15 protein-coding genes, 5 tRNA genes and 3 rRNA genes are annotated in these 18,512 nt (G+C 46.0%); 17 read left to right on the top strand and 6 right to left on the bottom strand.

The features are described 5' to 3' along the window. Positions 1–31 precede the first annotated feature (31 nt). Positions 32–544, bottom strand: coding sequence for a peptide deformylase (gene def / locus SJY39_RS20830; RefSeq protein ID WP_010433336.1), 513 nt, complete (start codon positions 542–544; stop codon positions 32–34). A 140-nt stretch (positions 545–684) separates the two neighbouring features. Between def and SJY39_RS20825 the strand changes: the two genes are divergently transcribed. From SJY39_RS20825 to SJY39_RS20810, 4 genes are read left to right on the top strand one after another with little or no spacing between them, the layout of a single operon-like run. Beyond that, positions 685–1,776, top strand: a complete 1,092-nt coding sequence (locus SJY39_RS20825) for a LysM peptidoglycan-binding domain-containing protein (RefSeq protein ID WP_016793476.1) — start codon at positions 685–687, stop codon at positions 1,774–1,776. Beyond that, positions 1,773–2,885 (top strand): DNA-processing protein DprA, encoded by a 1,113-nt coding sequence (gene dprA, locus SJY39_RS20820; protein WP_016789736.1) that lies wholly within the window; start codon positions 1,773–1,775, stop codon positions 2,883–2,885. The genes SJY39_RS20825 and dprA overlap by 4 nt, the downstream gene beginning before the upstream one ends. Before the next feature lie 3 nt (positions 2,886–2,888). Beyond that, complete coding sequence (locus SJY39_RS20815) at positions 2,889–3,365, top strand: DUF494 family protein (RefSeq protein WP_009848094.1); 477 nt, start codon at positions 2,889–2,891, stop codon at positions 3,363–3,365. 12 nt (positions 3,366–3,377) lie between these two features. Beyond that, positions 3,378–3,947: a type I DNA topoisomerase gene (locus SJY39_RS20810; protein WP_010433345.1), complete on the top strand. Its 570-nt coding sequence runs from the start codon at positions 3,378–3,380 to the stop codon at positions 3,945–3,947. 68 nt (positions 3,948–4,015) lie between these two features. On the opposite strand, the gene SJY39_RS20805 is transcribed toward SJY39_RS20810, so the two are convergent. Then, the gene (locus SJY39_RS20805; protein WP_372264249.1) at positions 4,016–5,146 is read right to left on the bottom strand and encodes a 5-(carboxyamino)imidazole ribonucleotide synthase; all 1,131 of its coding nucleotides are present in this window, start codon (positions 5,144–5,146) and stop codon (positions 4,016–4,018) included. A gap of 5 nt (positions 5,147–5,151) precedes the next feature. Then, positions 5,152–5,637 (bottom strand): 5-(carboxyamino)imidazole ribonucleotide mutase, encoded by a 486-nt coding sequence (gene purE, locus SJY39_RS20800; protein ID WP_004735777.1) that lies wholly within the window; start codon positions 5,635–5,637, stop codon positions 5,152–5,154. 195 nt (positions 5,638–5,832) lie between these two features. Here purE and SJY39_RS20795 point away from each other — a divergent pair, with 195 nt between their 5' ends. The 4 genes from SJY39_RS20795 to SJY39_RS20780 all read left to right on the top strand — a co-directional run bounded on the left by SJY39_RS20795 (position 5,833) and on the right by SJY39_RS20780 (position 8,520). Further along, positions 5,833–6,390 carry an L-threonylcarbamoyladenylate synthase gene (locus SJY39_RS20795; RefSeq protein ID WP_010433350.1) on the top strand — a complete coding sequence of 186 codons (558 nt, stop codon included), beginning with the start codon at positions 5,833–5,835 and terminating at the stop codon, positions 6,388–6,390. 19 nt (positions 6,391–6,409) lie between these two features. Further along, a complete protein-coding gene (gene hemF / locus SJY39_RS20790; RefSeq protein WP_016767527.1) occupies positions 6,410–7,327 on the top strand; it encodes an oxygen-dependent coproporphyrinogen oxidase in 918 nt (305 codons plus the stop codon). Positions 7,328–7,402: 75 nt separating this feature from the next. Beyond that, positions 7,403–8,233 carry a shikimate dehydrogenase gene (aroE, locus tag SJY39_RS20785; RefSeq protein ID WP_010433366.1) on the top strand — a complete coding sequence of 277 codons (831 nt, stop codon included), beginning with the start codon at positions 7,403–7,405 and terminating at the stop codon, positions 8,231–8,233. A gap of 17 nt (positions 8,234–8,250) precedes the next feature. Then, complete coding sequence (locus SJY39_RS20780) at positions 8,251–8,520, top strand: DUF1488 domain-containing protein (protein WP_010433369.1); 270 nt, start codon at positions 8,251–8,253, stop codon at positions 8,518–8,520. Here SJY39_RS20780 and SJY39_RS20775 read toward each other — a convergent pair. Beyond that, on the bottom strand, positions 8,517–9,062 hold the full coding sequence (locus SJY39_RS20775) for a gamma carbonic anhydrase family protein (protein WP_010433372.1): 546 nt from the start codon (positions 9,060–9,062) through the stop codon (positions 8,517–8,519). The two genes, SJY39_RS20780 and SJY39_RS20775, sit on opposite strands and share 4 nt — an antisense overlap. A gap of 587 nt (positions 9,063–9,649) precedes the next feature. Between SJY39_RS20775 and SJY39_RS20770 the strand changes: the two genes are divergently transcribed. The 8 genes from SJY39_RS20770 (at position 9,650) to SJY39_RS20735 (ending at position 15,346) form a co-directional block, all read left to right on the top strand. Further along, a 16S ribosomal RNA gene (locus SJY39_RS20770) occupies positions 9,650–11,204 on the top strand. Between the two features lie 122 nt (positions 11,205–11,326). Continuing rightward, positions 11,327–11,402 (top strand) — tRNA-Glu (locus SJY39_RS20765). A gap of 2 nt (positions 11,403–11,404) precedes the next feature. After that, positions 11,405–11,480: transfer RNA gene (locus SJY39_RS20760), tRNA-Lys, on the top strand. Between the two features lie 25 nt (positions 11,481–11,505). Beyond that, a tRNA-Ala gene (locus SJY39_RS20755) sits at positions 11,506–11,581 on the top strand. A 67-nt stretch (positions 11,582–11,648) separates the two neighbouring features. Continuing rightward, a tRNA-Val gene (locus SJY39_RS20750) sits at positions 11,649–11,724 on the top strand. Positions 11,725–12,038: 314 nt separating this feature from the next. Then, a 23S ribosomal RNA gene (locus SJY39_RS20745) occupies positions 12,039–14,932 on the top strand. A gap of 101 nt (positions 14,933–15,033) precedes the next feature. Further along, positions 15,034–15,149 (top strand): 5S ribosomal RNA (gene rrf, locus SJY39_RS20740). The 16S, 23S and 5S rRNA genes sit together here with 5 tRNA genes alongside, the layout of an rRNA operon. Before the next feature lie 106 nt (positions 15,150–15,255). Next, positions 15,256–15,346, top strand: a tRNA-Ser gene (locus SJY39_RS20735). A 114-nt stretch (positions 15,347–15,460) separates the two neighbouring features. Here SJY39_RS20735 and ilvY read toward each other — a convergent pair. Further along, complete coding sequence (ilvY, locus tag SJY39_RS20730; protein ID WP_010433390.1) at positions 15,461–16,351, bottom strand: HTH-type transcriptional activator IlvY; 891 nt, start codon at positions 16,349–16,351, stop codon at positions 15,461–15,463. Positions 16,352–16,497: 146 nt separating this feature from the next. Between ilvY and ilvC the strand changes: the two genes are divergently transcribed. Then, positions 16,498–17,982 (top strand): ketol-acid reductoisomerase, encoded by a 1,485-nt coding sequence (ilvC, locus tag SJY39_RS20725; RefSeq protein WP_010433392.1) that lies wholly within the window; start codon positions 16,498–16,500, stop codon positions 17,980–17,982. A gap of 159 nt (positions 17,983–18,141) precedes the next feature. Here ilvC and SJY39_RS20720 read toward each other — a convergent pair whose 3' ends face one another. After that, positions 18,142–18,393, bottom strand: a complete 252-nt coding sequence (locus SJY39_RS20720; RefSeq protein ID WP_010433394.1) for an accessory factor UbiK family protein — start codon at positions 18,391–18,393, stop codon at positions 18,142–18,144. Positions 18,394–18,512 lie beyond the last annotated feature (119 nt).

The raw sequence follows: 18,512 nt of genomic DNA, 5'->3' as shown, positions 1-18,512 counted from the left end.
TTCCTTCTTAATTTAGTAATAGCAGCGGTTATTAGCCTTGTTTCTCGTTGAAACGTTTAATCTTCGCTAGCTTATCTTGAATACGTTTGCGCTTTAGTGGCGATAGGTAATCAACAAACAACTTACCTTCTAGGTGGTCAAGTTCGTGCTGAACACAGATAGCCAGAAGGTCGTCAGCGTCGAATGTGAATTCGTTGCCTTCGCGGTCCAATGCTTTAACTGTGACTTCTGCAGCGCGAGGTACTAGAGCTCGAGCGCCGGGTACAGATAGACAGCCTTCTTCGATACCATCTTCGCCACGCTTCTCGGTAATTTCAGGGTTGATCAGAACAATAGGTTCATCACGTGTTTCTGAAATATCGATAACAACGATGCGTTGGTGGAAATCTACTTGCGTTGCCGCAAGGCCGATACCTTCTTCGTCGTACATGGTTTCAATCATGTCATCAACGAACTTTTGAATCTCTGGGGTAACTTCTTTTACCGGTTTCGCCACGGTACGTAGACGATCATCTGGTAATGTTAATACTTGTAATACAGACATATACACTCGAAATATTGAACTGTGCCGAAACAGCTTAAACCTTGTTGGCTCAATTCTAGACATTTTAGAGGTCAAATGACAGCATCCTGAAGGTAATTCTCAAATCAGATGTCATATATTCAGACCAAGGAACCTAGGTCATGCGTCATTTTTCTTCTATTTTTTCTCTCGTTTGTGCCTCACTTTCGTTCACCGTTATGGCTGAAAATAGTGAGCAACCTTTAACCATTAGGCAGGATGCACCTCAGGTTTATGTCGTAGTTAAGGGCGATACCTTATGGGATATTTCCACGATGTATCTCGATAGTCCTTGGTTGTGGCCGAGGTTGTGGCAAGTAAATCCAGAGATAGAAAACCCTCACCTTATTTACCCCGGAGATAAATTGTCTTTGGTTTGGATTAATGGCGAGCCTGTATTGAGCCTAAAGCCTGTAATTAAACTGAGCCCTAAGATTCGTGTCTCTGAGAAGAAAGCGGTGCCTACCGTCAACGAGGGGCTGGTTCTGCCATATCTACAATCTGACCGCTTGGTTGAGCAGCAAGATATCCAATCAGCTCAACGAGTGTTGGGGACAAGCGATGGTAAACGTTTCTTATCGGGTGAAGACCGGTTATTTATCTCGGGTAAACAGCAGTATCCCAAGTGGGGTATCTACCGCGCCGTCGAAACTTACCAGCGACAGCTACCTCAGGCGAGTATGACCTCGTTACGTTTGGTCGCCACGGCACGCTTAAAAGAAGTGGACGCTGAGTTCAGTCGCTTACAGATCGAGACCCAACTGCAAGAGGTGCTGCTTAACGATCTAGTGTTGCCTGAGCTTGGTGTCGATCAGGTGAAGCTCTCAACCACATTTTATCCAGCGCCTAGTGCTGCAGGGCAGTTTGCTAATATATTGGGTTCATTAGATGGCAGCCAATACAGTGCAAAGAATCAGGTGGTCGTTATCAATAAAGGCTCACAGGACAATCTTCGCCAAGGCTCTATGTTTACCCTCAGCGAAAACGGCGCTGTGGTGTTTGGTAAGCAAGGTGAATACAGCTACAAAGAGTCAGCGGCGAGCGATAAGGTGCAATTGCCAAGTACCTCGCTCGGTAGTTTGATGGTCATCCGCCCTTACGAGTATTTTAGTCTCGCCCTGATTACTCAGAGCTCAAAACCGGTTAGCAATGACATTCTGGCGGTATCGCCTGTGGACCTTGCTTTGAAGGAAGAGGTTAAGGGCACCAAGTGAATGAGCAACCACTGATCGCTTGGCTCTCTCTGAGCTTTGTTCCGCAATTGGGTGGCAAGCGACTTTCTCGATTGCTGAGCATTGATTCCCCTCCGAATATTGTTGGTTACTCAAGTCAGCAACTGCAAGCGCTTGGTCTGTCTGCCAAGCAAATTGCTTATTTAAGAGAGCAAGCCCCAAGAGAAGTGGAGGCTTGCTTAGCGTGGCAAGCAAGACAACCCAACCATCACATCCTTACCCCGAATTGCCCTCATTACCCCAAACTGCTGAATGAGACCGCCTCTGCGCCAAGTGTGCTTTTTGTTAAAGGTCATGTTGAAAAATTGATTGAGCCTCAAATCGCGATGGTCGGCAGTCGCAATGCTAGTCTCGAAGGGTTGCAAACCGCGAAGTCTTTCGCCAAAGAGTTCGTTCAAAACGGTTTGATTGTCACCAGTGGCTTAGCGCTCGGTATCGATGGCTATGCTCATGATGGTGCTCTAGATAAGGGTGGGGAAACTTTTGCTGTGTTGGGTTCGGGTTTGGATTCTATTTATCCTGTCCGACACCGAAATTTAGCGGATAGAATTTGTGAGAATGGTGCGTTGATTTCAGAGTTCCGTCCAGATGCCAAACCACGACCTGAACATTTTCCTCGTCGTAACCGTATTATAAGTGGTTTATCGCTCGGAACCTTAGTGGTTGAAGCAGCTGAGAAAAGTGGCTCTTTGATTACGGCTCGCTATGCCATGGAGCAGGGGCGCGAGGTTTTCGCGCTTCCAGGTTCGATTCATAGCCCAACCAGTCGTGGAGGGAATAGTTTAATCAAAGCTGGTGCATGTTTGGTACAGAGTGCTCAAGATGTTCTGATTGAAATAAAGAGTCTGTTAGACTGGTCTATTGATCAGCAGCCCAGTTTGTTCGAACCTACGTCCAGTATTGGGGAAAATGAACAATTGCCATTTCCACAGCTGTTCGCTAACGTAGGGTTAGAGGCGACACCCGTTGATATTTTGGCACAGAGAACCCATATACCTGTGCATGAGGTCATGATGCAGCTTTTGGAGCTTGAGCTCTCAGGGCATGTTGTTGCAGTTTCCGGTGGCTATATTCGAAAGGGGAGAGGCTAAGCTATGATGATGGACATACTGATGTACTTGTTTGAAACCTACATCCATAGCGATTCTGAATTGCAGGTGGATCAAGATGAGCTGGAAGATGAGCTTCTTCGAGCAGGGTTTCACCAAGATGATATTTATAAGGCTCTCCATTGGTTAGAAGATCTTGCAGCATTGCAAGATACCGAGAACCAAGCGGCGATTAGTGTGTGTTCCAATACCTCGATGCGTATTTATACCAGTCGAGAGATTTCACGTATTAATATGGAGTGTCGAGGTTTCTTACTGTTCCTTGAGCAGATCAATGTACTCACAACAGAGATTCGTGAAATGGTGATTGATCGTGTGATGGGGCTTGAGACCAACGAATTTGAATTGGATGATCTGAAATGGATTATCTTAATGGTGCTATTTAATGTGCCGGGTAATGAAAGTGCTTACACGCAAATGGAAGAGCTGTTGTACACCAAAGAGCAAGGTATCTTGCATTAATACAGGCTTGTCATGAGTAGTAAGATTGATAATCAGCTTTTTTCAGCACATGAACATGCATTAGAGCATGAACCATGTCCACAGTGTGGTGGAGAGCTTCAGCTTCGCCATGGTAAGCACGGTCCATTTTTAGGCTGCAAGCAGTATCCAAGTTGCGATTACATCAAACCCCTACATCAAAACGATGGCCATGTGGTGAAAGAGCTGGGTGTACCATGTCCTAAATGCCAAAACGAATTGGTATTAAGGCAAGGTCGCTTTGGGATGTTTATTGGTTGTAGCAGCTATCCAGAGTGTAATCACATCGAATCTTTGGACCAACCGAAAGAACGGCCTGAAGAGCAGCCACTTGTTGCTTGCCCTGAGTGTGGCAGAGGCCATTTGGTTGAGCGTAAATCTCGCTATGGCAAAATCTTCTATGCTTGTGATAACTACCCTAAGTGTAAATTCGCCGTTAATCAGCCACCTGTTATAGGTCGTTGTGAAGAATGCTTGTTTCCATTGTTGCTGGAGAAGAAAACGGCCAGTGGTACTAAGAAGCAATGTGCTGATCGCAAGTGTCACCACATTCAATCTCAATAACCTGATGTTATAGACACAAAAACGGCGCTCAATGAGCGCCGTTTCTATATTAAACCCACAATGAAAGCTTACTTCAGTTGCTCTGCAAATTCATGAACAGCAGGGTAGGCTTGCTTATCGAGAATGTTTGCCAATGAACATAATGTTCTTTGCAGCTCGGCGTTGTAGTCAGCGCTCACATTGATGTGGCCCATCTTACGACCCGCACGCTTCTCTTTGCCATACCAATGAACATGACAACCGTCTTGAGCCAGAATAGCCTCAGGGAGGGTATCTTCGCCAAGAATGTTGATCATTGCCGTAGGACGAATCAGTTTAGTGCTGCCTAGTGGCATTCCACATACGGCACGTAGGTGATTTTCAAACTGACAAGTTTCAGCACCTTGTTGAGTCCAGTGGCCAGAGTTATGAACACGTGGTGCAATCTCATTTACAAGCAGTGAACCTTTAACATCAAAGAATTCAAGCGCCAACACACCAACGTAATCCAAACGCTCTGCAACTGAGGTGAACATGGCTTTCGCTTGCTCTTGCAGTTCAATGTCATCAATTGCTGTCGATAAGCTCAACACGCCATCGGTGTGAACATTCTCAGCCAGTGGGTACACTTGAATATCGCCATTGATACCACGAGCACCGACCAGTGAGACTTCGCGATCAAACGGGACGAACTCTTCAGCCACAATTGCTTGGTTATCTGTTGCGGCAATGCACTCCGCCATTTCTGTCCATGTCGTGTCAACATTGTCTAATGTCTTTAAGCGCCATTGACCTTTGCCATCGTAGCCGCCAAGTGTGCTCTTCAATACCATTGGTAAGCCAACGTGAGCGATCGCAGCGTCAAAGTCTTCGCGAGAATTAATCACGTAGTACTTGGCATTTTTCACATTTGCTTCGTCTAACAGGGCTTTTTCAAGGCGACGATCACCGCCAGCTTTGATTGCTTCTGTTGTCGGTAAGAACTTACCGCTGCGCTCACACACCTCAAGTACATCGTGAGGGATATGTTCGAATTCAGCAGTAATGACGTCCGCACGCTCAATCGCATTTTCTAAGCCGCTGCCTAGAATCGCTTGCGTTAATGGGTGAACAATATTTTTGCTGCCAACATCAAAAGCAGAAATTTCAATATTCAGTGGTGCCCCAGCTAGGGACATCATGCGAGCAAGTTGGCCCGCGCCTAACACAAGAACATGCATGGGAATTAGTCCTCTGCAGGGTTTGGATTAGCCAGAACCGTTTCTGTTTGCTCAGAGCGGAACGCTTCTACTTTTGCCATCACTTCTTCATTGTGAGTACCAATGATTTGCGCGGCTAGGATACCAGCGTTAGCAGCACCAGCTTCACCGATAGCCAGAGTACCTACCGCGATACCTTTTGGCATTTGTACAATAGAAAGCAGAGAGTCCATGCCTTTCAGTGCTTTAGACTGAACGGGAACACCAAGAACAGGTACGCTTGTGAAAGCTGCAGCCATACCCGGAAGATGCGCAGCACCACCCGCACCCGCAATAATCACTTTAATACCGCGCTCTTTCGCACTGGTTGCGTAGTCTGCAAGCAACTGAGGTGTGCGGTGAGCAGAAACCACTTTTGTTTCGTACGCCACGCCAAACTGATCCAACATTTCTGCAGCTAGCTTCATTGTTGGCCAATCAGATTTAGAACCCATGATAATACCGACAGTCATCTCAAACTCCTTCAGGTACGATTTAATTAGTGATTAGATATTTTGCGCGCATTATACGGGTAAAATTGCTTAAGGAAAACGTTTGCGTCAGTCTAAGTTGTTAATTGATACATTTTATAAACAAATAGCTTTAGTCACAGTGAATGATAATTTGTACACTTAGCGAGTTTGATAACTGAATTAACGAGGCAGCCCGTGGATAACTTTCAACATACATTGCAGGCATTACAGCAAGGTGAAGTCATTGCTTACCCTACCGAAGGCGTTTTTGGGGTCGGTTGTGATCCCGATAATCCACAAGCTATCAAGAAATTGCTCGATTTAAAACAGCGACCGATGGAGAAAGGGTTGATCCTAATTGCTGCGAGTTATGAGCAGTTGTTGCCTTATATTGATGAAAGCCAGTTGACGGAAGCGCAGTTAGCGACCGTAAAAGCAACGTGGCCTGGCCCAGTTACTTGGATCATGCCAACCAGCAGCAAAGTGACTAACTGGGTCAGCGGCCAGTTTGATTCCATTGCAGTACGAGTGACTGATCACCCTTTAGTTCAAAGAATGTGTAATGAATTCGGTAAGCCGTTAACCTCTACCAGTGCCAACCTGACTGGCGAGCCGCCTTGCATGACGACTGAAGAAGTTCAGCAGCAACTTGGCCAATATCTAGTCTCTATTTTAGAAGGTCACACGGGTGGTCGCGAAAAACCAAGCGAAATTAGAGATGCAAAAACGTCGAAAATATTAAGACAGGGTTAAACCCTGCAAAGGAAGTAAGATGTCAGCAATTGATAAAGAAGCAGTAAAGCAGTTTTTACTGAGCCTACAAGATTCGATTTGCCAACAGCTTGAACAAGCTGATGGTGCAGCTCTTTTTGAAGAAGATGCATGGCAGCGTGAACCTGGCGAACGTCTTGGTGGCGGTGGTCGAACTCGCGTGATGACCAATGGTGCGGTATTTGAGCAAGGCGGTGTTAACTTTTCTCATGTCGCTGGTAAGGCTATGCCTGCCTCTGCAACAGCTCACCGTCCTGAATTAGCCGGACGTAAGTTTGAAGCTATGGGTGTCTCATTAGTTATCCATCCTAAAAACCCATACATCCCAACCTCACACGCGAACGTACGATTCTTTATTGCCGAAAAGGAAGGGGAAGATCCTATCTGGTGGTTCGGTGGTGGTTTTGATTTAACGCCATTCTATCCTGTCGATGAAGATTGCCAATCTTGGCATCAAACTGCTAAAGACCTGTGTGCACCATTTGGTGATGATGTTTACCAAGAACACAAAGAGTGGTGTGATAAGTACTTCTATCTACCTCACCGTGATGAAACACGTGGTGTTGGCGGTCTGTTCTTTGATGACTTAAACGAGTGGGGCTTTGAAAAGAGCTTCGCTTATATGCAGGCGGTCGGTGAAGGTTTTGCAGCCGCGTATTTACCAATTGTAGAACGACGCAAAGAGACACCTTATGGTGAACGTGAGCGTGACTTCCAGCTTTATCGTCGTGGTCGCTATGTTGAATTTAACCTTGTGTATGACCGTGGCACCTTATTTGGCCTGCAAAGTGGTGGTCGCACAGAGTCTATATTGATGTCGATGCCGCCGTTGGCTCGCTGGGAATACCGCTACGAACCACAAGCGGGTTCACCAGAAGCTCTGCTTTATAGCGACTACCTAAAGCCTCGAGTTTGGTAGTTCTTCCTTCCTTATAGGGATAGTGATAGGGTCATCTATATAGAAGACCCTTTTTTATTTCTGTTAGGTAAGGATATGACACAGCAAGTAGATCGTTATGCCGTTTTCGGTAACCCTATTGGTCAAAGCAAATCGCCATTCATTCACACATTATTTGCTCGCCAAACCAGCCAACAACTTACCTATACAGCATTACAGCCAGAACATAGTGAATTTATCACTGCTGCGAAAGCCTTTTTCAGCGAAGGTGGTAGAGGATGTAATGTCACAGCACCTTTTAAAGAAGATGCGTATCAGTTTGCCAATCGCCTAACTGAAAGGGCTGAACTAGCTGGTGCTGTAAACACACTTAAGAAGCTCGATGACGGAGAAATCATTGGTGATAACACCGATGGTGAGGGTTTAGTTCAAGATCTGCTTCAACATCAAGTTGCGTTAAAAGGAGCTCGCGTTCTTCTTCTTGGCGCTGGTGGTGCTGCGAGAGGAGTGATTCAACCTCTTCTCGACCAAAAGCCAAAACAGTTGGTGGTCGCAAATCGAACTAGTTCAAAGGCTGAACTTCTGGCTGAGATGTTTTCTTCATATGGAAACATTAAAGGAATGGGATTAAGCGATGTTAATGAAGGGTTTGATGTCATCATTAACTCGACCTCATCTGGTCTAAGTGGTCAGCTTCCTGAAGTTTCTGAGATTATCTTTAATTCGAATAGTTCCGTTTATGACATGGTTTACGGTTCGGGAACTACCGTATTTAATCAATGGGCATTAGATAATGGTGTTCATGCTGCTTATGATGGTTTGGGCATGTTAGTGGGACAGGCAGCAGAAAGCTTTATGCTTTGGCGTGGCCTTCGTCCGGGAACAAAACAGATTTTAAGAGAATTACGTAAAAACCTAGAGATGTAAGAAGGTATTTATAAAAAATGAATCAATCAATTCTATTTCCGGATATACAAGATTGGGATGAAGAGAATCAATCAATCACCTTCCCTGCGCAGCAGTCGGGCGCCCTGATTGAGTGTGTAATGTCTATTGAGGAATTATCTCGATTAGCTGGTAAAGAGATAGGAGAAGGCGATCAAGCTTTAGTTATTTTTTCAGAGTTACGTTTTGATATTGAAGAGCTAGCTGAAGAGTTAATAGAAGAAGAGGAGTATGACTCCTCTAATCGGATTCAAATCAAAATGCTTTAGACTGGCAGTACAGAGTCTAGATAGTCGTTTTTATTCTGAACATAGTTGTCAGCTGACTTCTGTAAAAAGGCACGCTCTTTATCATTTAATGGGCGTGCTTGTTTTACTGGGCTTCCTACATATAGATAACCGCTTTCAAGTACCTTATTAGGTGGAACTAAGCTACCAGCACCAATCATCACTTCTTCTTTAACAATAACGCCATCAAGCACGATAGCTCCCATGCCAACAAGTACGCGATCTTCAATAGTACAGCCATGCAGCATTACTTTATGTCCGATAGTGACATCATTACCTATTAATAGAGGATAACCGTCAGGGTTTTCTGCATTCTTATGGGTGACATGCAAGACACTGCCGTCTTGGATATTCGTTCTCTCCCCAATATGAATGTGGTTAACATCTCCTCGAGCTGCAACCAAAGGCCACACGCTAGAGTCGTCACCGATTTTGATATCACCAACCAGTACCGAACTTGTATCTATATAGACACCTTGTCCAATCTGAGGGGATATTCCTTTATAACTGCGTATTGAACTCATAAGTCCTCCTTTATATAGGTACCTTAAGCCCTTAATTAAGAGGAATACTAGTGATAATGAGGTGTTTTGAACAAAAAACGCTCGAACAATCAAAAAAGTAAGAAAAACTTCAAAAAGGGCTTGCCAGTGTGATCGAAATCTCTATAATGCGACCTCGTTGAAACGGGAAGGCTTCTTAGGAAACCAAAACGAATCAACAAGCCAAATTAGCCAAGTTAAGCGCTTGAAAAAAGTTTTGAAAATAGTGGTTGACACTAAAACTTAAATCGCTAAAATGGCCGTCCGATTTGAGCGAAGCTCAAAAAGGAAAAGCTCTTTAACAATTTAAACCTATCAATCTGTGTGGGCACTCGTTGATGAATATCAAAACGTTTTATCCTTTGGATAAAACAGTTACTTCGGTAACACAATGATTTCAATGAACTGAGTGACCAATACGTTTAACTACTTGTAGTTATTCGGCACAGTCAATTCATTACCATTCTGTTGGAATGGTAATAGCTTTAGAATTACATGTTCATCAATCTTTTTCGAAAGAGCAATGAATATTAGTTTTGAAGTCAGTATTCGTTGAGTCACAAAATCTTAAATTGAAGAGTTTGATCATGGCTCAGATTGAACGCTGGCGGCAGGCCTAACACATGCAAGTCGAGCGGAAACGACACTAACAATCCTTCGGGTGCGTTAATGGGCGTCGAGCGGCGGACGGGTGAGTAATGCCTAGGAAATTGCCTTGATGTGGGGGATAACCATTGGAAACGATGGCTAATACCGCATGATGCCTACGGGCCAAAGAGGGGGACCTTCGGGCCTCTCGCGTCAAGATATGCCTAGGTGGGATTAGCTAGTTGGTGAGGTAATGGCTCACCAAGGCGACGATCCCTAGCTGGTCTGAGAGGATGATCAGCCACACTGGAACTGAGACACGGTCCAGACTCCTACGGGAGGCAGCAGTGGGGAATATTGCACAATGGGCGAAAGCCTGATGCAGCCATGCCGCGTGTATGAAGAAGGCCTTCGGGTTGTAAAGTACTTTCAGTTGTGAGGAAGGGTGTGTAGTTAATAGCTGCGCATCTTGACGTTAGCAACAGAAGAAGCACCGGCTAACTCCGTGCCAGCAGCCGCGGTAATACGGAGGGTGCGAGCGTTAATCGGAATTACTGGGCGTAAAGCGCATGCAGGTGGTTCATTAAGTCAGATGTGAAAGCCCGGGGCTCAACCTCGGAACTGCATTTGAAACTGGTGAACTAGAGTACTGTAGAGGGGGGTAGAATTTCAGGTGTAGCGGTGAAATGCGTAGAGATCTGAAGGAATACCAGTGGCGAAGGCGGCCCCCTGGACAGATACTGACACTCAGATGCGAAAGCGTGGGGAGCAAACAGGATTAGATACCCTGGTAGTCCACGCCGTAAACGATGTCTACTTGGAGGTTGTGGCCTTGAGCCGTGGCTTTCGGAGCTAACGCGTTAAGTAGACCGCCTGGGGAGTACGGTCGCAAGATTAAAACTCAAATGAATTGACGGGGGCCCGCACAAGCGGTGGAGCATGTGGTTTAATTCGATGCAACGCGAAGAACCTTACCTACTCTTGACATCCAGAGAAGCCAGCGGAGACGCAGGTGTGCCTTCGGGAGCTCTGAGACAGGTGCTGCATGGCTGTCGTCAGCTCGTGTTGTGAAATGTTGGGTTAAGTCCCGCAACGAGCGCAACCCTTATCCTTGTTTGCCAGCGAGTCATGTCGGGAACTCCAGGGAGACTGCCGGTGATAAACCGGAGGAAGGTGGGGACGACGTCAAGTCATCATGGCCCTTACGAGTAGGGCTACACACGTGCTACAATGGCGCATACAGAGGGCAGCAAGCTAGCGATAGTGAGCGAATCCCAAAAAGTGCGTCGTAGTCCGGATTGGAGTCTGCAACTCGACTCCATGAAGTCGGAATCGCTAGTAATCGTGAATCAGAATGTCACGGTGAATACGTTCCCGGGCCTTGTACACACCGCCCGTCACACCATGGGAGTGGGCTGCAAAAGAAGTGGGTAGTTTAACCTTTCGGGGAGGACGCTCACCACTTTGTGGTTCATGACTGGGGTGAAGTCGTAACAAGGTAGCCCTAGGGGAACCTGGGGCTGGATCACCTCCTTATACGAAGATACCACGATGAGTGTCCACACAGATTGATTAGGTTTAGAAAAGCAAAGAGATGAAGAACTCCCAAGTTCTTCAAGGTTTGTTTCTACTTTTAAAAGTAGAGATAAATTAGCAGTGTCCCGTTCGTCTAGAGGCCTAGGACACCGCCCTTTCACGGCGGTAACAGGGGTTCGACTCCCCTACGGGATACCATTGGGTCGTTAGCTCAGTTGGTAGAGCAGTTGACTTTTAATCAATTGGTCGCAGGTTCGAATCCTGCACGACCCACCATTTCCTCCCAAGGAAATAAAAATATGGGGCTATAGCTCAGCTGGGAGAGCGCCTGCCTTGCACGCAGGAGGTCTGCGGTTCGATCCCGCATAGCTCCACCATTCTTTCTCCATGAAGGATGGCTTTTATTTTCACTTTTTAAAAAGTGAAGACAAAAGAAACTATCATGGGCGATTAGCTCAGTTGGGAGAGCACCTGCCTTACAAGCAGGGGGTCACTGGTTCGAGCCCGGTATCGCCCACCATCTTTAAGCATTCTCGTAAGAGAGTATTTAAAAATGGTTTTGAAAGTTTATAACTTGAAAAACTCTTGCTCTTTAACAATTTGGAAAGCTGACTGATTGATTACTTACGAGTAATTCAATCAAATTTAAAAGTTCTCAATGTTTATCTTTCATTAGATAAACACAACAAACACATTCAAGTGTCTTGTATTCGAATTAATGTTTACATTGATTCACAATTGAGTCCGGCAAACAGTCATCAAGAATTAACCCTTCTTGATGACAACCAAAAACCTTGGTTAGTTGCCATACACTAAGACCCTTTCGGGTTGTATGGTTAAGTGACTAAGCGTACACGGTGGATGCCTTGGCAGTCAGAGGCGATGAAAGGCGTAATAACTTGCGATAAGCCCAGATTAGGTAGTAATAACCTTTTGAGTCTGGGATTCCTGAATGGGGAAACCCACTTACATAAGTAAGTATCCTGTTGTGAATACATAGCAACAGGAGGCAAACCGGGGGAACTGAAACATCTAAGTACCCCGAGGAAGAGAAATCAACCGAGATTCCGAAAGTAGCGGCGAGCGAAATTGGATTAGCCCTTAAGCTTTTAATGATGCAGGTGAAGAGTCTGGAAAGTCTCGCAACAAAGGGTGATAGCCCCGTAACCGACACATCATAATCAGTGAAAACGAGTAGGGCGGGACACGTGATATCCTGTCTGAATATGGGGGGACCATCCTCCAAGGCTAAATACTACTGACTGACCGATAGTGAACCAGTACCGTGAGGGAAAGGCGAAAAGAACCCCTGTGAGGGGAGTGAAATAGAACCTGAAACCGTGTACGTACAAGCAGTAGGAGCACCTTCGTGGTGTGACTGCGTACCTTTTGTATAATGGGTCAGCGACTTAATTTTAGTAGCAAGGTTAACCGTTTAGGGGAGCCGTAGGGAAACCGAGTCTTAACTGGGCGTACAGTTGCTAGGATTAGACCCGAAACCAGGTGATCTAGCCATGGGCAGGTTGAAGGTTGAGTAACATCAACTGGAGGACCGAACCGACTAATGTTGAAAAATTAGCGGATGACTTGTGGCTAGGGGTGAAAGGCCAATCAAACCTGGAGATAGCTGGTTCTCCCCGAAAGCTATTTAGGTAGCGCCTCGGACGAATACTACTGGGGGTAGAGCACTGTTAAGGCTAGGGGGTCATCCCGACTTACCAACCCTTTGCAAACTCCGAATACCAGTAAGTACTATCCGGGAGACACACGGCGGGTGCTAACGTCCGTCGTGGAGAGGGAAACAACCCAGACCGCCAGCTAAGGTCCCAAAGTATAGCTAAGTGGGAAACGATGTGGGAAGGCTCAGACAGCCAGGATGTTGGCTTAGAAGCAGCCATCATTTAAAGAAAGCGTAATAGCTCACTGGTCGAGTCGGCCTGCGCGGAAGATGTAACGGGGCTAAGCTATACACCGAAGCTGCGGCTACGTACCTTAGGGTATGTGGGGTAGGGGAGCGTTCTGTAAGCCGTTGAAGGTGGTCTGTAAGGGCTGCTGGAGGTATCAGAAGTGCGAATGCTGACATGAGTAACGATAAAGGGAGTGAAAAACTCCCTCGCCGGAAGACCAAGGGTTCCTGTCCAACGTTAATCGGGGCAGGGTAAGTCGACTCCTAAGGCGAGGCCGAAAGGCGTAGTCGATGGGAAACAGGTTAATATTCCTGTACTTCTTACAATTGCGATGGGGGGACGGAGAAGGCTAGGTGGGCCTGGCGACGGTTGTCCAGGTTCAAGTATGTAGGCGGGTGGTTTAGGTAAATCCGGACCGCTATTAACGCTGAGATACGATGTCGAGCTACTACGGTAGTGAAGTCATTGATGCCATGCTTCCAGGAAAAGCCTCTAAGCTTCAGATTGTAAGGAATCGTACCCCAAACCGACACAGGTGGTCGGGTAGAGAATACCAAGGCGCTTGAGAGAACTCGGGTGAAGGAACTAGGCAAAATGGTACCGTAACTTCGGGAGAAGGTACGCTCTTATCAGTGAAGTCCCTTGCGGATGGAGCAGACGAGAGTCGCAGATACCAGGTGGCTGCAACTGTTTATTAAAAACACAGCACTGTGCAAAATCGTAAGATGACGTATACGGTGTGACGCCTGCCCGGTGCCGGAAGGTTAATTGATGGGGTTAGACTTCGGTCGAAGCTCTTGATCGAAGCCCCGGTAAACGGCGGCCGTAACTATAACGGTCCTAAGGTAGCGAAATTCCTTGTCGGGTAAGTTCCGACCTGCACGAATGGCGTAATGATGGCCACGCTGTCTCCACCCGAGACTCAGTGAAATTGAAATCGCTGTGAAGATGCAGTGTACCCGCGGCTAGACGGAAAGACCCCGTGAACCTTTACTACAGCTTGGCACTGAACATTGAACCTACATGTGTAGGATAGGTGGGAGACTATGAAATTGCGTCGCTAGATGTGATGGAGTCGTCCTTGAAATACCACCCTTGTAGTTTTGATGTTCTAACGTTGGCCCCTGAATCGGGGTTACGGACAGTGCCTGGTGGGTAGTTTGACTGGGGCGGTCTCCTCCCAAAGAGTAACGGAGGAGCACGAAGGTGGGCTAAACACGGTTGGACATCGTGTGGTTAGTGCAATGGCATAAGCCCGCTTGACTGCGAGAATGACAATTCGAGCAGGTGCGAAAGCAGGTCATAGTGATCCGGTGGTTCTGAATGGAAGGGCCATCGCTCAACGGATAAAAGGTACTCCGGGGATAACAGGCTGATACCGCCCAAGAGTTCATATCGACGGCGGTGTTTGGCACCTCGATGTCGGCTCATCACATCCTGGGGCTGAAGTCGGTCCCAAGGGTATGGCTGTTCGCCATTTAAAGTGGTACGCGAGCTGGGTTTAGAACGTCGTGAGACAGTTCGGTCCCTATCTGCCGTGGGCGTTGGAAAATTGAAAGGGGCTGCTCCTAGTACGAGAGGACCGGAGTGGACGAACCTCTGGTGTTCGGGTTGTCATGCCAATGGCATTGCCCGGTAGCTAAGTTCGGAATCGATAACCGCTGAAAGCATCTAAGCGGGAAGCGAGCCTTGAGATGAGTTTTCCCTGGCACTATAAGTGTCCTAAAGGGTTGTCGTAGACTACGACGTTGATAGGCAGGGTGTGTAAGTGCTGCGAGGCATTGAGCTAACCTGTACTAATTGCCCGTGAGGCTTAACCATACAACACCCAAGGGGTTTTGTGGACTCAATAGAAAGACAGACCTTGAATGCGTTTGAAGAGACATAACTTTTAAATACAGTTTTCCGAATTTTAAAATTTGCTTGGCGACCATAGCATTGTGGACCCACCTGATTCCATGCCGAACTCAGAAGTGAAACACAATAGCGCCGATGGTAGTGTGGGGCTTCCCCATGTGAGAGTAGGACATCGCCAGGCTCCAAATTTATTTTCACTTTTTTAAAAGTGAAGACAAAAGGTATCGTTACTTGCATTAGCAATTAACAACATCATTAGTGTACTAATCTATTGATGACAATTTGTTGGAGGGATGGCTGAGTGGTCGAAAGCACCGGTCTTGAAAACCGGCAACCGTTAATAGCGGTTCTAGGGTTCAAATCCCTATCCCTCCACCACCATTGAAAAGCCCGCTGAGAAATCAGCGGGCTTTTTTCTTATATGTAATATAAACAAAAAGAGAAGAGCACTGACGTGCCCTTCTCTTTTTGTTTACTTGAACCTTATTATTGCTAGTCTGTTAAATATTTGCCCTCTGCAACTTGCCAGAATGCTCTTATTAGAGGGTTATCTAGCTGAGAGCGCTTACAACACACACCTAACTCAAATGGTTTGATTGGCTCTATCTTTAAGCGGTCTACTTTGTCTCGTACAGGACTGTTGTTGATGACGACATCTGGTGCAATACCCACTCCACAACCAAGAGCAACCATACTGACGATCGCTTCATGCCCTGAAACTTGAGCATAAATGTTCGGCTTTATCTTCATCTTTTTGAACCATGCGTTTGCACGTTCTCGGGCTGTCCCTGCTTCCGGGATGATAAAGGGTACTTCATTCCAGTTGGGCTTATCTGATTGCAGTTGCTGGCTAAAGCTACTCACGCCAGATGGAATGATGACTGACAGTGGAATATCGCTGATGGTCTCGAACTCTAATCTTGAAGGCAAAATGTCAGGTTTAGCTGAAATAGCGATATCCGCCTCATCATTCAGTATCTTGTCGATGGATTGTGCTGGATCACCGGTAGAGAGCTTAAACTCAATATAGGGATGAATTGCCCTGAATTCAGTTATTAGCTCAGGAAGATGACTATAACTAGCCGTTACTGAGCAAAATATACGAATTTCTCCTTTAAGTTCCTGCTCTCCACCCTTTAGATGAAGGTTATATTGCTGCCACTCTCCAACAATGCTCAATGCAACAGGTAATAGGTGTTTGCCTGCTGGGGTGAGATCAACGCTGCGGTTATCTCTGATAAGCAATTCTTGCCCCGTCTCCTCTTCTAGTTTTTGTACCTGACGACTCAGCGCTGAAGGACTGACGTGCATAGCAGCAGCGGTTTTGCTGAAACTCTTGCTATCACATAAATGTATAAATAATTGTAGAGATTTTATGTTCATGTTCTGCGATCGTTTCCATGTTGCATTTATTGCAATAACTAATTGTGAATATATCACTTTCAGCAACGGAGTGTCTGTTTTAGTATGAAGTCATTCGATAGAGAGATATCGACCTTACGGACTTATTTTTAAAGGAGTGCCCTAGAATGGCTAACTATTTCAATACATTAAACCTTCGTGAACAACTTGACCAATTGGGTCGTTGCCGCTTTATGGATCGTGAAGAATTCGCGACAGAAGCTGAGTATCTTGAAGGTAAGAAAATCGTAATTGTTGGTTGTGGTGCTCAAGGCCTAAACCAAGGTCTAAACATGCGTGATTCTGGTCTAGACGTATCTTACGCTCTACGCCAAGCAGCAATAGATGAAAAGCGTCAATCATTCAAAAATGCTGATGAAAACGGCTTTGTTGTGGGTAGCTACGAAACGCTAATCCCTCAAGCAGACCTAGTAATCAACCTTACTCCTGATAAGCAACACACAAACGTTGTTGAAACAGTAATGCCTCTAATGAAGCAAGGTGCTGCTCTTGGTTACTCTCACGGTTTTAACGTTGTTGAAGAAGGCATGCAACTACGTGATGATCTTACGGTTGTAATGGTTGCACCTAAATGTCCTGGTTCTGAAGTACGTGAAGAGTACAAGCGTGGCTTTGGTGTTCCAACACTGATCGCTGTTCACCCAGAAAACGACCCTAAGGGCGAAGGTTGGGATATCGCCAAAGCTTGGGCAGCAGGTACTGGTGGTCACCGTGCTGGTTGCCTAGAGTCTTCTTTCGTAGCGGAAGTTAAATCTGACCTTATGGGCGAGCAAACTATCCTTTGTGGCATGCTACAAGCAGGTTCTATCGTATCGTACGAGAAGATGATTGCTGATGGCATCGAACCGGGCTACGCAGGCAAACTTCTACAATACGGTTGGGAAACGATCACTGAAGCACTGAAGTTTGGTGGCGTAACTCACATGATGGACCGTCTATCTAACCCAGCTAAAGTTAAAGCGTTTGAGCTTTCTGAAGAGCTTAAAGACCTAATGCGTCCGCTTTACAACAAGCACATGGATGACATCATCTCTGGTCACTTCTCTAGCACAATGATGGCCGACTGGGCGAACGATGACGTGAACCTACTAGGCTGGCGTGAAGAGACAGGCGAAACGGCATTCGAAAATTACCCAGCTTCTGACGTAGAAATCTCAGAGCAAGAGTATTTCGACAACGGTATCCTAATGGTTGCTATGGTTCGTGCCGGTGTTGAGCTAGCATTCGAAGCTATGACGGCATCAGGCATCATCGACGAGTCTGCTTACTACGAATCTCTACATGAGCTTCCACTAATTGCAAACACGGTTGCTCGTAAGCGTCTTTACGAAATGAACGTTGTAATTTCTGATACTGCTGAGTACGGTAACTACCTATTCGCTAACGTAGCAACACCGCTACTACGTGAGAAGTTCATGCCTTCAGTTGCAACAGACGTAATTGGCCGTGGTCTAGGTGAAACATCTAACCAAGTTGATAACGCTAAGCTAATTGAAGTAAACGAAGCTATTCGTAACCACCCTGTAGAATACATTGGTGAAGAGCTACGTAGCTACATGAGCGACATGAAGCGTATCGCTGTAGGCGGTTAATCTTCTGCTCATAACTGGATAAAGATAGCCCTGAACATTTGTTCGGGGCTTTTTTATGCCCGCAACTATTTGCTTGTAAAGTTTTGATAGGTCGAGGAAAAATAAAGGCTTACCCGAAGGTAAGCCTTTATTCGAACTTGAACTGATGGAAACGAGCTATTATTTGTCTGAAAGCTTTGCTTCTAAATCAGCTAGCTTTTGTTCCATTTCAGTTAGCTTCTGGCGAGTGCGAAGCAGTACTTGTGTTTGAACATCAAATTCTTCACGGCTCACAACGTCTAGCTTGTTTAGTTGGCCTTGGATAACCTGGCGAACTTTTTGATCTACGTCTGAACCAAGCTCTTTTACTGGTTGAGGCATAGAATCGTGAATCTGCTTAGCAATCTGCTCTAGTTTTTTTGGATCAAACATATCAATTAAAACTCCTGAATATTTACCACTATTCTATTTAATCACACTTGAGATGTCGCCTATGGCGTATAAAAAAAGGCCACCGAAGTAGCCTTTTTATTGTTAATACGACTTAGCGA

Source organism: Vibrio sp. R78045 (genome assembly GCF_042466085.1).
In the GTDB taxonomy this organism is placed as follows: Bacteria; Pseudomonadota; Gammaproteobacteria; order Enterobacterales; family Vibrionaceae; genus Vibrio; species Vibrio cyclitrophicus.
The sequence above is the reverse complement of the archived record's forward strand: the minus strand, read 5'-3'. Positions and strand labels throughout refer to the sequence as shown.

Bases quoted from the DNA above. Each gene is read 5' to 3' on its own strand.
- def (WP_010433336.1), bottom strand. From the start codon at position 544: ATGTCTGTATTACAAGTATTAACATTACCAGATGATCGTCTACGTACC.
- SJY39_RS20825 (WP_016793476.1), top strand. From the start codon at position 685: ATGCGTCATTTTTCTTCTATTTTTTCTCTCGTTTGTGCCTCACTTTCG.
- SJY39_RS20815 (WP_009848094.1), top strand. From the start codon at position 2,889: ATGATGATGGACATACTGATGTACTTGTTTGAAACCTACATCCATAGC.
- SJY39_RS20810 (WP_010433345.1), top strand. From the start codon at position 3,378: ATGAGTAGTAAGATTGATAATCAGCTTTTTTCAGCACATGAACATGCA.
- SJY39_RS20805 (WP_372264249.1), bottom strand. From the start codon at position 5,146: ATGCATGTTCTTGTGTTAGGCGCGGGCCAACTTGCTCGCATGATGTCC.
- purE (WP_004735777.1), bottom strand. From the start codon at position 5,637: ATGACTGTCGGTATTATCATGGGTTCTAAATCTGATTGGCCAACAATG.
- hemF (WP_016767527.1), top strand. From the start codon at position 6,410: ATGTCAGCAATTGATAAAGAAGCAGTAAAGCAGTTTTTACTGAGCCTA.
- aroE (WP_010433366.1), top strand. From the start codon at position 7,403: ATGACACAGCAAGTAGATCGTTATGCCGTTTTCGGTAACCCTATTGGT.
- SJY39_RS20780 (WP_010433369.1), top strand. From the start codon at position 8,251: ATGAATCAATCAATTCTATTTCCGGATATACAAGATTGGGATGAAGAG.
- SJY39_RS20775 (WP_010433372.1), bottom strand. From the start codon at position 9,062: ATGAGTTCAATACGCAGTTATAAAGGAATATCCCCTCAGATTGGACAA.
- ilvY (WP_010433390.1), bottom strand. From the start codon at position 16,351: ATGAACATAAAATCTCTACAATTATTTATACATTTATGTGATAGCAAG.
- ilvC (WP_010433392.1), top strand. From the start codon at position 16,498: ATGGCTAACTATTTCAATACATTAAACCTTCGTGAACAACTTGACCAA.
- SJY39_RS20720 (WP_010433394.1), bottom strand. From the start codon at position 18,393: ATGTTTGATCCAAAAAAACTAGAGCAGATTGCTAAGCAGATTCACGAT.